General features: G+C 61.2%; 12 protein-coding genes. 5 read left to right on the plus strand and 7 right to left on the minus strand.

What is annotated here, in order from left to right; genetic code table 11:
- The gene (locus ABF859_RS09105) at positions 1–303 is read right to left on the minus strand and encodes a hypothetical protein (protein ID WP_415527445.1); all 303 of its coding nucleotides are present in this window, start codon (positions 301–303) and stop codon (positions 1–3) included.
- Between the two features lie 323 nt (positions 304–626).
- On the opposite strand from ABF859_RS09105, the gene ABF859_RS09110 reads away from it, so the two are divergent.
- A complete protein-coding gene (locus tag ABF859_RS09110; RefSeq protein WP_415527446.1) occupies positions 627–2,495 on the plus strand; it encodes a Hint domain-containing protein in 1,869 nt (622 codons plus the stop codon).
- A 114-nt stretch (positions 2,496–2,609) separates the two neighbouring features.
- Here ABF859_RS09110 and hemA read toward each other — a convergent pair whose 3' ends face one another.
- The gene (gene hemA, locus ABF859_RS09115; RefSeq protein WP_415527447.1) at positions 2,610–3,827 is read right to left on the minus strand and encodes a 5-aminolevulinate synthase; all 1,218 of its coding nucleotides are present in this window, start codon (positions 3,825–3,827) and stop codon (positions 2,610–2,612) included.
- Positions 3,824–4,783: a LysR substrate-binding domain-containing protein gene (locus ABF859_RS09120; protein ID WP_415527448.1), complete on the minus strand. Its 960-nt coding sequence runs from the start codon at positions 4,781–4,783 to the stop codon at positions 3,824–3,826. Before ABF859_RS09120 ends, hemA begins: the two co-directional genes overlap by 4 nt.
- Before the next feature lie 99 nt (positions 4,784–4,882).
- On the opposite strand from ABF859_RS09120, the gene ABF859_RS09125 reads away from it, so the two are divergent.
- Together ABF859_RS09125 and ABF859_RS09130 are read left to right on the plus strand one after the other, a co-directional pair.
- Positions 4,883–5,587: a pirin family protein gene (locus ABF859_RS09125; RefSeq protein ID WP_415527449.1), complete on the plus strand. Its 705-nt coding sequence runs from the start codon at positions 4,883–4,885 to the stop codon at positions 5,585–5,587.
- 164 nt (positions 5,588–5,751) lie between these two features.
- Positions 5,752–6,150 (plus strand): YidB family protein, encoded by a 399-nt coding sequence (locus tag ABF859_RS09130; RefSeq protein WP_415527450.1) that lies wholly within the window; start codon positions 5,752–5,754, stop codon positions 6,148–6,150.
- 60 nt (positions 6,151–6,210) lie between these two features.
- On the opposite strand, the gene ABF859_RS09135 is transcribed toward ABF859_RS09130, so the two are convergent.
- On the minus strand, positions 6,211–7,140 hold the full coding sequence (locus ABF859_RS09135; RefSeq protein ID WP_415527451.1) for an EAL domain-containing protein: 930 nt from the start codon (positions 7,138–7,140) through the stop codon (positions 6,211–6,213).
- 331 nt (positions 7,141–7,471) lie between these two features.
- On the opposite strand from ABF859_RS09135, the gene ABF859_RS09140 reads away from it, so the two are divergent.
- Positions 7,472–8,755 carry an MFS transporter gene (locus ABF859_RS09140; RefSeq protein WP_415527452.1) on the plus strand — a complete coding sequence of 428 codons (1,284 nt, stop codon included), beginning with the start codon at positions 7,472–7,474 and terminating at the stop codon, positions 8,753–8,755.
- On the opposite strand, the gene ABF859_RS09145 is transcribed toward ABF859_RS09140, so the two are convergent.
- From ABF859_RS09145 to ABF859_RS09155, 3 genes are all read right to left on the minus strand, one after another.
- Positions 8,752–10,359, minus strand: coding sequence for an FAD-dependent protein (locus ABF859_RS09145; protein ID WP_415527453.1), 1,608 nt, complete (start codon positions 10,357–10,359; stop codon positions 8,752–8,754). The genes ABF859_RS09140 and ABF859_RS09145 overlap by 4 nt on opposite strands.
- Positions 10,359–10,988 (minus strand): TIGR00645 family protein, encoded by a 630-nt coding sequence (locus tag ABF859_RS09150; RefSeq protein WP_415527454.1) that lies wholly within the window; start codon positions 10,986–10,988, stop codon positions 10,359–10,361. The genes ABF859_RS09145 and ABF859_RS09150 overlap by 1 nt, the downstream gene beginning before the upstream one ends.
- A 64-nt stretch (positions 10,989–11,052) precedes the next feature.
- Positions 11,053–11,634: a DJ-1/PfpI family protein gene (locus ABF859_RS09155; protein WP_024717190.1), complete on the minus strand. Its 582-nt coding sequence runs from the start codon at positions 11,632–11,634 to the stop codon at positions 11,053–11,055.
- Between the two features lie 190 nt (positions 11,635–11,824).
- Here ABF859_RS09155 and ABF859_RS09160 point away from each other — a divergent pair, with 190 nt between their 5' ends.
- Positions 11,825–12,880 carry a cation diffusion facilitator family transporter gene (locus tag ABF859_RS09160; RefSeq protein WP_415527455.1) on the plus strand — a complete coding sequence of 352 codons (1,056 nt, stop codon included), beginning with the start codon at positions 11,825–11,827 and terminating at the stop codon, positions 12,878–12,880.
- Positions 12,881–12,905 lie beyond the last annotated feature (25 nt).

A 12,905-nucleotide genomic window follows, 5' to 3' on the forward strand; every position in this document is an offset into this window, starting at 1 on the left:
TCACGGCAGCTTCGTCGAACGGAAACGACCTCCCTTGTAGGGACGGATACCGCTGGCACGCAACTCGTCCGCCAGACGGATGCGCTCGTCAATCTCTTCCCAGACCAGCGCAGCATCGATGTCGCGCACTTTCCAGATCTTTTCCAGAAGCCCAATGAACACGGCGCTGTCACGGACCAGAGCCGTCCGGTCATTGATCATGACATCAAGCACACAGGATGCGCCACAGACCCCCAGCCGCTGCGAAAGCTTCGTGGCTTTCCGGTTCTTTCTGAAGGGAGCCGATTTTTCCTGTGATGCCATCGCCGCATGATGAGCGGAAGACTGCTGACAGACAACCCGCTTCCCATCTTTTCCTGCCGTAACGCCCCATGTTTCCCGAGAAAAAGAAGCTGTTTCCAGACCGAATCATACGGCAGCAGACACGGCGCACCTTTCCTTCAAGTAATTGAAATTTATTGGTTTAATAATTTGTCATTTATGTTTTCATTTTTAAAACCAGAATGATCTTGCGCTTGGATTAGCTAATAATTAACTCTCCGGATGAGACAACGCGTCACAAGTCAGGTCACGGAATTCCTCCCTCTGGGGTGGAACGGCTCCTGACCTCATCAGGACCTTACAAGATGACAAATTACTGGATCGGTGGCGCAACCGGAAACTGGTTCGCCGCAACAAACTGGAACGATGGCAACGTCCCACAGGACAAGGCCTGGATTGAGGTTCTGGCAGGCAAGTCTGATGGCAGCGCCGTCACCATCGACTTTGCGACGGCAAGTGCAACAACGCTCCAGAAGGTCACTGTTGCCGCCAACGCGACGCTTGATGTCACGGCGACCTCTTCGGATGCCAGCGCCACAGTCTTCAACGTCAACAGCCTCACGGTCGCACAGGGCGGAACGCTGGACATCGCCACATCCAGCACGGTTAATCTGGGCAACAATCCGACCGTAGACGGCACCCTGCAGATCAGCGGCAATCCGACTGTCTCGATCAACAGCAAAAGCATCAGCGGCACCGGCACCCTGATCCTCGACGGAACGACAATCGGCAGCTCGAACGCCCAGTTCCAGATGGGGTCGTCCCTGACGACGGTCCTTCAGAACGGCGCGACGCTCTACGTCAACAACGCGAGCGCAGGCGGCAAGATCGTCTTTGGTCGTGACGCAGTGGATGGCACGGCCAGCCAGCTCGTCTTCGCTGACTACAACCAGACGATAAACACACCAATCACGGGTTACGATGCGGCCTCCGTCATTACCATCGGAAGCGGCAACGCTCCTCCGACAAGCGCCACGTTCACGGACAATGGCAACGGAACCTATACGCTGACGATCGCCTTCGATCAGTATGGTAATGCCATCACGCTTACGAGCGTCGCATTCGGTCCGCATTCCGGCCCGGGCACACCGACGATCGTACAGAATAATGACGGAAGCTGGAGCGTCCTCAGCGGTGCGACAGGCTATAACGGACAGATCTGCTATCTGGCCGGAACCATGATCCTGACTCCCGAAGGCGAACGCGCCATCGAGACCCTTGAAGCCGGCGATCAGGTCACGGTTTACGAAAACGGCGTCACCCGCACGGAAACGATCCTGCGCGTCGGCCACGCCCATGCAACGACCGGCACCACCCGCCATGCGGACGTGAACGCCATTCCCGTGCGCGTGCGCGCCGGAGCACTGGCTGACGGTATCCCCAGCCGGGATCTGCTGGTCACGCCCGAACACTGCATGATGCTCGAAAACAGCTTCATTCCGGTGCGGATGCTCGTCAATGGCATGACCATTGTCTACGACCGCTCCATCACGGAATACGACTATTATCATGTGGAAACCGCACGGCACTCGGTTCTGGTGGCGAATGGCGCCCTGTCGGAGAGCTTCCTTGACGCCGGGCACCGCCCCGACGCCCTGATGCAGGGCAGCAGCGTAACCCGTCTGCACGCCCTGAGCTGGGAAAAGGACGCCGCCGTGCCGCTGGTCACGGACCGCGCCCATGTGGAACCCCTGTTCGCAGCGATTGCCCTGCGCGCGGAAACACTGGGTTATGTCCCTCCGCAGGCTGCTCCGGTGCCAGACGCCACGAACGAGACCCATCTCGTTCTGGAAGACGGAACGGTTCTGTATCCCATCCGGATCCGCGGCGAGCAGTTTGTCTTCATGCTTCCCGAAGGCTGCCAGAGCGTCCGCATCATCAGCCAGGCAGCTCGCCCGGCTGACCAGATCGGACCTTTCGTCGATGACCGCCGTACGCTCGGCGCGCTTGTGGGCGAAGCCACCATCTGGAGCGGCGAGCGCACGCACCGCCTCTCGAGCCATCTTTCGGACCCGTATGCCGATGGCTGGTGGAGCATCGAAAGCACCGAGGCCCGCTGGACCGGTGGCAACGCCCGTCTGGAACTGGGCCCGCTGCTGAAGACGTCCGGCGGCATTCTCAGCCTCCGGATCATCGCCCACGCTGTTCAGACACAGGCCCAGGCTGCTGCCTGAACAGCATCGTCAGAGGACCTGACACAAAAAAGGCAGACCCCGAAAGAGTCTGCCTTTTTCATGAGGTGACCATGAATAAACGAGGGGGTCCGTCCGGCGAACTCCCTCCCGTTTTCAGGCTGCGACGGATTTGGACGTCTTGAGCTGACGCTCCTGCCACAATGTCGCCAGCGCCTCGACCAGTTCGTCGATCATCTCATTCGTATGCAGCGGCGTCGGCGTGATGCGCAGACGCTCCGTGCCACGCGGGACAGTCGGGAAGTTGATCGGCTGGATGTAGTTGCCAAAGCGGTTCAGCAGTTCATCCGACAGACTGCGGCACAGTTCGGCCTCGCCCACCATGACCGGAACGATATGGCTCGGGTTCATGACATGCGGAATGCCGGCCTTGTCGAGCGCCTGACGCAGATAGGCCACCGCGCGCTGCTGGCCTTCCCGCTCTGCGCTGCTGCTGCGCAGGTAACGCACGCTGGCGAGAGCGCCTGCCGCGATCATCGGCGGCAGGGCGGTTGAAAAGATGAACCCGGAGCCGAAGGAGCGGACGAAGTCGCAAAGCGCGGCAGAAGCAGCGATATAACCGCCCACAACGCCATACCCCTTGCCCAGCGTCCCTTCGATCACCGTCAGACGATGGGACAGACCCAGCTTTTCAGCCACGCCCGCACCATGATCGCCATACATGCCAACCGCATGAACCTCGTCGAGATAGGTCATGGCGCCGTATTTGTCGGCCAGATCACAGAACGCCTCGATCGGAGCGATGTCGCCGTCCATCGAATAGACGGACTCGAAAGCGATGATCTTCGGAACGTCCGCAGGAAGCTCCTTCAGACGGCGCTCCAGATCCTCGACATCGTTATGACGGAAGATCTGCTTTTCCGCCCGTGAGTGACGGATGCCCTCGATCATGGAGGCATGATTGAGCTCGTCGGACAGCACCACACAGTTGCGCAGACGTCCGGCAATGGTTCCCAGCGTCACCCAGTTCGACAGGTAACCGGAGTTGAAAAGCAGCGCGCTTTCCTTGCCATGCAGGGAAGCGAGTTCCTTCTCCAGTTCCACATGATAGTGGTTGGTGCCCGAGATATTGCGGGTTCCGCCTGCCCCGGCACCCGTTTCGTCGAGTGCCGTATGCATGGCCGTCAGGACTTCAGGGTGCTGCCCCATGCCGAGATAGTCATTCGAGCACCAGACCGTAACATCACGGCCCAGGCCATGATGGAAAGCCTTGGGGAAATTACCGGCCCGGCGTTCCAGATCCGCAAAATAACGGTAGCTGCCATCCGCATGCAGACCGTCAAGGGCGGACTGAAACATCGCATCATAGTTCATCGCGTTTTCTCCTGCCCGGCACTGTAATCCTGTGACACGATCTCGCCAAGCACTCTCTCCAGATAAGCCAGCAGAACCCGCAGTCGCGCCGACATCCGTGCGCGCGTCACCCCGCATCCGGGGACAATGAACCAGACGGAAAGGTCATTGCCCGTCCACCCGGGAAGCACCTCCACAACCCGGCCCTCCCTCAGATCCGGTTTCAGCATGAAATCGGGCAGAAGCGCGATCCCCAGCCCCGCCCGAATGGCCGGCAGAAGCATGTCCCCACTATTGGCGCTCACACGCCCCTTCAGCCTGACAGAGGCCTGGCGCCCATCCGCGTGCTTCAGGCGCAGAAAATCCGGAACGGCCGCATTGGCGTAAAGAAGCCCCGGCCGGCCTGCCAGATCCTCGGGGACTGCCACATCCGGCAGGTCCCTGCGAAACCGCTCTGAGCACACAAGCCGCGTTACGGAGCGGCACAACAGGAACGCCTGCCCCGAGACCGCCGGACGCAGCAGTCCCGACGTGATCCGGATCGCCGCCTCGAACCGGCCACCGAGCAGGTCCACGACCCCGTCATCCAGATCCATCTCCAGCGTGATCTCGGGATAGCGCTCCAGAAATCCGGGCAGGACCGGCCCGAGAACCTCCCGCCCGAACGTCATTGGCACCGCCAGCCTGATCATGCCCCGGGGGGCAGCGACACCTTCACGCAGTTCGGTTTCCAGACCTTCCCCTTCGGACAGTATCCGGCGGGCCCGCTCAAGGCACTCGGCCCCTTCAGCCGTCAGCGACAGATGACGCGCGCTCCGCTGGAAGAGCGTCGTTCCGAGCCGATGCTCCAGACGTGCCATGATCTTGGAGACGGTGGGCGCAGAAAGTCCGAGGGAGCGCGCCGCAGCGGCGAAGGACCCGCTTTCCGCGACCCGCGCAAACACGGCCCAGCCCTCCAGGTCAGGCAGACCGGTCATGCCGTTTCTGGAAACTTCACATTTCCATCCTTTCCATTTTCTTCATGGACTCCATACCCCATTCTCTGTGGCAAGACATCAACCCAGGAGCATGATCCCATGCTGGACATCAGACCTTTCGCCTCTCTCGGCCATGCCGATCACGGCTGGCTCGACGCCCGTTATCATTTCTCCTTTTCGGACTATCACGACCGCAACCGCATGCACTGGGGACGCCTGCGCGTCTGGAACGACGATCGCATCGCGCCTCATAACGGCTTCGGCGCACACCCCCACCGCGACATGGAGATCATCACCTATGTCCGGACCGGCGCCATCACGCATGAGGACAGTCTCGGCAATCGTGGCCGGACCGAAGCGGGCGATGTGCAGGTCATGTCCGCAGGCAGCGGCATCATCCATTCCGAATTCAACCGGGACGATGAGGCCACGACGCTCTTCCAGATCTGGCTGATTCCCGACGAAACGGGAGGCACGCCCTCCTGGGGTACACGCCCATTCCCGCGGCATGAGCGCAATGGCCGCTTCGTCCCTCTCGCTTCGGGTTTCCCCGAAGACAACGCCCTGCCCATCCGCACCCGCGGCCGCGTTCTGGGGGCCACTCTCAAGGCCGGAGAAACGCTGACCTACGAGACGGACCGCAGCATGTTCTCCTATCTCGTTCCAGCCACGGGCAGCGTGGAAATCGACGGACGGACTGTCGGACACAGGGACGGCGCGGCGCTTCATGACGTGGAGAGCATCACGCTGACCGCCCTTGAAGATGCGGAAATCGTGCTCGTGGAAAGCGCCGCGCTCCGCTGACGCGGGCCGGGGTCAGGATTGTGACAACATGCCGGAATGCCGTGACAGACAACACGGAAAGGTGTTGGGGCATTCCGGCAGCTTTGTGCAGGACGAGACGTTCTGAATGCAGGGCCACCAGCCCGGCAAAGGCCCGTTTTCTCCTGAAACGAAGGAGCCTGACAATGACCGTTCAGAACACATTCACGACCAAGTCTCCGGTACCCGGCAAAGGCCAGACCGAAGCCCAGGCTGCAACATCCGTTTTTACCCGCTTCGGTGACTGGCTGAGCGGCGCAAGTACGGATCGCTCCGGCCTGACGGAAGTCACCATCAAGATGATGAAAGAAGACTGCCAGTTCGCCACAACGATCAGCGAAATCCGCACTCCCCCTTCCACGCCGCTCTCACCGGAACAGGTCGAGGATCTTATGGGAGAAGGAAGGCTGAACCGTATCTGCGACCAAACCGGTCAGTCGCCCGAAGCGGTGGAAACGGCACTCACCGAAGTCTTGCCGATGCTGGCTTCCATGCTGCGGGAAAATCCGGAACGCCTCTTCAGTTATCAGTGCAGGATCAACTGAACGGTGTCCTGCTGCTCCGGATGAAGGGGCCATTCCTGTCCCAGCGAGAACGGCGCAGCCCTAGAGGCCTTCCGCCGTTCTCGCCATGCGCCTGCGACGCGGGCGTCCTGCGGTTTCCTCGAAACGCTCCGTGATCTGGGCCGTCGTTTCCGGTGCGGCAAGAATCGTACCCGATGCCTCCACACACCCGACCTTCTGGACAAAGGAAAAAAGCTCCGGGAGATCCACCCCTACTCCCCGGACCTTGAGCCCCAGCGCTTTAACCGCCTCAAGAGCCGCCCGGTAGAACAGCATGGCGCCTTCATCCAGCAGTGGGGCATCACCTGACTGCTGCCATGACATGCTTGAAGGCGCGAGCATGGACGCATCGAACTGAACCCCGTCCAGCAATCCTCCCATGGCACGCTCGCGCAGCAGACTCAGACTGGACGGTGCGCTGCCAAACCCTCCAAGAAAAATCTGACATCCCTGATCGCGCAGCGCAGAGAGCGTGTAACAGGTCTCCTTGTCGTCCTGCGCCAGACCACTTTCATGAAAAACAAGGTCAAGCCGGCTGACCGGAAAGCCACTGCTCTGAAGGACAGCATTCAGGCGACCGTTGAAATCACCGTCCGGCGCCTGATCATCTTCCAGCGAGACCATCAGACGCATACCGTCCGGCCAGGTCGCGGCCTGCGAACAGGCATTCCCCAGCAGATCCGAATCAAATTCACGCTGCTGCTGGCCCAGACTCTTGCGTCGGCTCTTACGAAGCGTCCGGCGCGGAACCGAGAGCCAGAGCTGGCTCATGTCCACCTGCGCCCCGATCACCTTGTCTGCACCGCCGCGCCCCAGCACAAAACGCGGCAGCCATCGCAGTGGTGGCAGCGCGCTCTTCTGTCGTGCCCTTCGACTCCGCAATGTCGTAGCAAACATCCCTGCGCTGGACGCCGTTATGGGTGTGACACCGCCGGCCCTGCCTTCCGGCAGGTCGGACAGCCCCTTTGGCATGACTGTCCGGCCGGCATGCATATCTCGAGGGGCTGCCGGCATCGAAGTCGCTCCCTGTCCTAGATCATCCAATGCGGACACCTCCGTTCTTCATGTCCGGGACAATGGCGCTCAAGAGCCTAATTTTTCCTTAATGATGCAGGTTTTTCTGGAGTGATTTGAACGGGAAACGCCACTCATACCCATCCACCCTATTCCGCGCTTCCCTTCCAAACTCTTCGTTCGATCAATCCGGACAAAGCTGTTACGGTTTCCCGCCCGGACCTTCTTCCGGGCCTGTGACACCCCTTCGGCGCGGGTTTTCTCCGCGACCGGGACAGGACCATTCTGCATGACGGATGCCACCACCCGCTCCGCCGTAATACCCTCTTCCCAAGGCTCCCTGCGTGCGCTCCTGCCTTACTGGCAGGTCACTTTTGCGTCTTTTCTTGGCTGGTTTCTGGACGCCTTCGACCAGACGACGCTCATGTTCACGCTCCCCGACATCGCCCATGATTTCGGATGCACGATCGCTGATCTGGGGGCTGTCCTGATGGGGCAGTCCATCGGTCGCGCCGTCGGCAATACCGGCTGGGGATGGCTGGCCGATCGCTATGGACGCAAGCCCGCCTTCATGCTCGGCGTGGTCTGGTTCGCGGTTTTTTCCGCCATGACAGGGCTCTCCCATCACTTTTATGTGCTCATGGCCGTGCAGTTCATGTTCGGAATCGGCTTTGGGGGCGAATGGACGGCCTCGGCCGCGCTTCTGATGGAAAGCGTGCCGGCCTGGACCCGGCCGATGGCCTCCGCCCTCATGATGTCCGGCTATGAAGTCGGCTATTTTGTCGCGGCCGGCGTGCAGGCACTGGTTCTGCCACATTATGGATGGCGCGTGCTGTTCTTCATCGGTCTGGCGCCGGCGCTGCTGGCGCTGTTCGTCCGGATTGGCGTGCCGGAGAGCCCGGTCTGGCTCCGCAACCGCGAAGCCCGGCTGACACGGGGACGCAAGGAGCACGCGCCTCCCGAACTGCGCCCGAAATTCCGTCTGACAGGCGCGGCCCTTCAGGCCATCGCCTTCATGAGCTTTCTCGAGTTCCAGAAAGCCGCGATCTACACCTATTACCCGACGATCCTGCGCGGCAGTCACCATCTGACGCAGCAGGCGGTCTTCTGGCCGGTGACGCTCTACTGCCTCGGATCGTTCGGCGGAAAGGTGTTCTGCGGCTGGCTGGCCGAGCGGTTCGGAGAAGTCCGCGTCATGCTGAGTGCGCTGGCTGTCGTGATGCTGACGATCTGGCCCTTCCTGAGCGCACCCGATTGGAACCTGCTGCTGATTGCCGCCTTCGTCATGGGGGCTGCTGCGTCGGGCATCTTCGCGCTCGTTCCGCATTATCTGGCGCAGCGTTTTCCGTCCGACACACGCAGTTTTGGCATGGGGCTGGGTTACGCGCTTGGTTCCATCGGACAGGGCATGGCACAGAAGCTCGTGCCCATGTTCGGCCCGACAATCCTGACGCTGCCGCTATCTGCCGAGATTTTCGTGCTAAGCACCAGCCTCGTGACCGGTGCCATCGCCCTCATCCGCCCGAAAGAACTTCCAGGCGAACATATGGAAGGCGACGAGACGGCCTCCTAAAGCGAGGCCGCCAACCACTCCGCCGCCCGGATGCCATCAATCCCGGCGGACAGGATACCGCCGGCATAACCGGCCCCCTCGCCGGCCGGGAACAGGCCACGCAGCGTAGGGCTCTGGCCTTCACGATCGCGAGGCAGGCGGATGGGAGACGACGTGCGCGTCTCCACACCCGTCATCACCGCATCTTCCATCGAAAATCCACGCAGCTTGCGTTCGAACTGCGGCAGAGCCTCGCGGATGGCATCCGTCACGAACGCAGGCAGACACTGCGTCAGATCCGTCGGCGTCACGCCCGGCTGATAGGACGGCACAACCGTACCCAGCGACGTGGACGGACGCCCCGCCAGAAAATCCCCAACCCGCTGGGCCGGCGCGTTGTAATTGCTGCCACCGGCGACAAACGCCGCCTTCTCCCATAGCCGCTGGAAGGCCATGCCGCCCAGAACGTCATCCGGGAAATCCAGTTCGGGCTTCACCTCAACGACGATGCCGCTATTGGCATTGCGCTCGGCCCGCGAATACTGGCTCATCCCGTTGGTGACGACCTGTCCTTCCTCGGACGTCGCCGCCACGACCTGCCCTCCCGGGCACATGCAGAACGAATAGACCGCCCGGCCATTCGACGCATGATGGACGAGCTTGTAATCCGCAGCCCCGAGCATTTCATGCCCGGCGCTGGCCCCGAAACGAGCCACATCAATGACGGATTGCGGATGTTCAATCCGCACGCCGATGGAAAACGGCTTTGCGTCCATTTCCACATGCGCCTCACGCAGCATTTCGAATGTATCGCGTGCCGAGTGTCCGACAGCCAGAATGACACGTTCCGCAGGAAGCATTTCTCCATTGGACAGACGCAGACCGCGCAGACGGCGCTCCGTGCCTTCGCCTTCCATGTCGAACCCCTCGACGCGGGTCTCGAAGCGGTATTCGCCGCCAAGACGCTCGATTTCGGCACGGATGAACATGACCATCGTGACCAGACGAAACGTCCCGATATGGGGCTTGGAAATGGTCAGAATCTCTTCCGGCGCACCCGCACGCACGAATTCTTCCAGAACATGTCGCCCCAGATGCCGCGGATCCGAAACGCCGGAATAGAGCTTGCCATCCGAGAACGTCCCGGCCCCGCCCTCGCCGAATTGCACGTTGCTCTCGGGCGTCAGGACGGATTTGCGCCACAGGGCAAACGTATCGACCGTCCGCGCCTTCACGTCCTTGCCACGCTCGATGATGATGGGCTTCAGACCAGCCTGCGCCAGCGTCAGCGCTGCCATGATCCCGCACGGTCCCGCGCCGATCACAACAGGACGGGGCATCCCCTCCGGCAGGGTCGCGACCGGGGGATGATACGTCGTATCCGGCCTGGGGCGCACATGCTGGTCGCCCGCATGAGCAGCCAGAACCGCCGCTTCGTCCGCAACATCGCAGTCCACGTTGTAGACCAGCACAATATGGCCGCGCTTGCGGGCATCATACCCACGGCGCGCCACGGTCAGGCTTTTCAGATCTTCAGAAGCAATGTTCAGGCGCGCAAGAACAGCCTCACGCAGCGCCTCCTCCGGATGATCCAGCGGCAGGCGCAGTTCGGTTATACGGATCATCAGTGGTGCCCGTCCCCTGACGCATCCCCTGCCGTTTTCGGGACGGGGGGTGCGGGATCGGCATGATGCGTATCCGGGGAGCCTTCCATGATCCGGTCCATGATGGCCATCAGCACACCGGAGACGACGAAGGCGAGATGGATGCCCACGCTCCATTCCAAAGCCCGCGTCGAGGTGTCATCCACACGGATGAAATCCGCCAGCACATGAATCGCGGACATCGCCACGATCGAAGCCATCAGCTTGATCTTGATGTCGCCGAACGTGACATGCCCGATCCAGCTCGGATAATCCTCATGCGTGCGGATATCGAGCCGCGAGACGAAGTTCTCATAGCCCGAGAACATGACGATCAGCAGCAGATTGGCCAGCAGGACCAAGTCGATCAGGTCCAGCACGCCGACGAACACATCGTCAAAATCCAGACCCGTCGCCTTCAGCACCAGCCCGATCAATTGCTGGAAGAACTTGAACGCCACCAGCAGCAGCCCGACCGTCAGGCCGAAATAAAGAGGCGCGGCGATCCAGCGCGTGGCAAAGAACGCACGCTCCATGGCACGCTCCGTACGGCCAAAATTGCCGGTGCGTCGTGTGGACTGCGGGTCGGGGGAAGGAGAGGAAGTCGTCATGCTTCCTCTCTACGATTTCAGGCCGCGTTTCGCCACAGTGTTGTGAACGCCGGGCGTGAATCCCTTACGGCGTGATCTGCGTGCCCAGAACCTTGAGGAACTGCCCGATCCAGGCCGGGTGTGCAGGCCAGGCCGGGCCCGTCACGAACTGCCCGTCCGTCACCGCACCATCCATCGGAACAGACTGGTACTCGGCACCCGCGAGCAGCACTTCCGCACGGCAGGCCGGATAGGCCGAAATCTTCTTACCCTTGATGACACCCGCCGCTGCCAGAAGCTGCGGACCATGACAGACAGCCGCAACCGGCTTGCCGCTCTCGACAAAGGCGCGAACCAGATCAAGCACGCTCTCATCGGTACTGAGCTGTTCTGGCGCACGTCCACCCGGAATGACCAGCGCGTCATAGGCATCGGCCGTCACACCAGCATAGGTCGCATTCAGCGTGAAATTATGGCCGCGCTTTTCTGTGTAGGTCTGGTGGCCTTCGAAATCATGAATGGCCGTGACGACCTGCTCTCCAGCCTTCTTGCCCGGCGACACCACATCTACCTTGTGCCCGACCAGAAGCAGCATCTGGAACGGGACCATGATTTCGTAATCCTCGACGAAATCCCCCGCGATCATGAGAATACGCTTTTCAGCCATCGTCTCTTTTCCTTCTTCGTGTTCAGGCTCCTGACAGATCAGGGGCACTGCCATTCATGGGGCCTACGACATCACGCCGGGCCGCGTTCCGCAATATCGGCCATCACAGCCTTCCTGACGGCCAATAGATATGGGATGGCCGCCTCACATGCAGTAAGATCGCTTTTTACTTCTCACAGCACTGGCCTCCATGACCCCCGATCCCCATCACGACGGCGCCTGCGATCACGCTCATCATGACACCTCCGGCCCGCATGAGCATCACGCGCATGATCATGCAGAGCACGACCATGAGGGCCATGATCACGATCACGACCATTGCGACGGACACAGCCATGGTTTCGGCTTCGGGCATTCCCATGTTCATGCCCCAGCCAGTTTCGGCACGGCCTTTGCCATCGGGATCATCCTGAACACGGCCTATGTCGCGGGGGAGGCCCTCTGGGGCGTCTGGGCCCACTCCATGTCCCTGTTGGCCGATGCGGGACACAACCTCTCCGACGTACTCGGCCTCGCCGGCGCCTGGCTGGCGCAGGTTCTGGCCACCCATCCGTCCAGCGCACGCTTCACCTACGGTCTGCGCCGCTCGACCATCCTGTCGGCTCTGGCGAACGCCACGATCCTGTTGCTCGTAACAGGGGGTATCGTCTGGGAATCCGTGCTGCGCCTTTTCTCGCACCAGAGCGTTCAGGGCGAGGTCATCAGCTGGGTCGCGCTGATCGGGATCGCCGTCAACGCCGTGACGGCCCTGCTTTTCATGAAAGGCGCATCCAGCGACCTCAACATCCGCGGCGCCTTCATGCATATGGCGGCCGATGCCGTCATGGCCTTCTCGGTCGTCATCGCCGGCCTGCTGATCTCGTTTACGGGCTACACGATCATCGACCCGATCATGAGCCTGATCGTGTCGCTCTCCATCGTGATCGGCACATGGTCACTGCTGCGGAACTCGCTGGATCTTGCCCTTGATGCGGTGCCCTCAGGTATCGATCCCGAGGCCGTGCAGACCGCGCTCCTGTCGCTCGATGGCGTCTCCGAACTGCATCACCTGCACATCTGGGCCATGAGCACGACCGAAACCGCCCTGACCGTTCATCTCGTCTGCGATCCCGATCACCCCGTCAGCACGGATCTGCTCATCGCCCGCGCCGCAGAGCTCGTCCGGACGCGCTTTGACATCGCCCATCCCACTTTTCAGCTTGAAACACGGCCCTCCGTCTGCGACACGCACCAGCCCTGCTGCTGAGGACCTGTCATGACATCCACCCGCA

The organism is Gluconobacter sp., assembly GCF_047722525.1.
Taxonomy (GTDB): domain Bacteria; phylum Pseudomonadota; class Alphaproteobacteria; order Acetobacterales; family Acetobacteraceae; genus Gluconobacter.

Bases quoted from the DNA above. Each gene is read 5' to 3' on its own strand.
- ABF859_RS09105 (WP_415527445.1), bottom strand. From the start codon at position 303: ATGGCATCACAGGAAAAATCGGCTCCCTTCAGAAAGAACCGGAAAGCC.
- hemA (WP_415527447.1), bottom strand. From the start codon at position 3,827: ATGAACTATGATGCGATGTTTCAGTCCGCCCTTGACGGTCTGCATGCG.
- ABF859_RS09120 (WP_415527448.1), bottom strand. From the start codon at position 4,783: ATGACCGGTCTGCCTGACCTGGAGGGCTGGGCCGTGTTTGCGCGGGTC.
- ABF859_RS09140 (WP_415527452.1), top strand. From the start codon at position 7,472: ATGACGGATGCCACCACCCGCTCCGCCGTAATACCCTCTTCCCAAGGC.
- ABF859_RS09110 (WP_415527446.1), top strand. From the start codon at position 627: ATGACAAATTACTGGATCGGTGGCGCAACCGGAAACTGGTTCGCCGCA.
- ABF859_RS09155 (WP_024717190.1), bottom strand. From the start codon at position 11,634: ATGGCTGAAAAGCGTATTCTCATGATCGCGGGGGATTTCGTCGAGGAT.
- ABF859_RS09130 (WP_415527450.1), top strand. From the start codon at position 5,752: ATGACCGTTCAGAACACATTCACGACCAAGTCTCCGGTACCCGGCAAA.
- ABF859_RS09135 (WP_415527451.1), bottom strand. From the start codon at position 7,140: ATGCCAAAGGGGCTGTCCGACCTGCCGGAAGGCAGGGCCGGCGGTGTC.
- ABF859_RS09160 (WP_415527455.1), top strand. From the start codon at position 11,825: ATGACCCCCGATCCCCATCACGACGGCGCCTGCGATCACGCTCATCAT.
- ABF859_RS09125 (WP_415527449.1), top strand. From the start codon at position 4,883: ATGCTGGACATCAGACCTTTCGCCTCTCTCGGCCATGCCGATCACGGC.
- ABF859_RS09150 (WP_415527454.1), bottom strand. From the start codon at position 10,988: ATGACGACTTCCTCTCCTTCCCCCGACCCGCAGTCCACACGACGCACC.
- ABF859_RS09145 (WP_415527453.1), bottom strand. From the start codon at position 10,359: ATGATCCGTATAACCGAACTGCGCCTGCCGCTGGATCATCCGGAGGAG.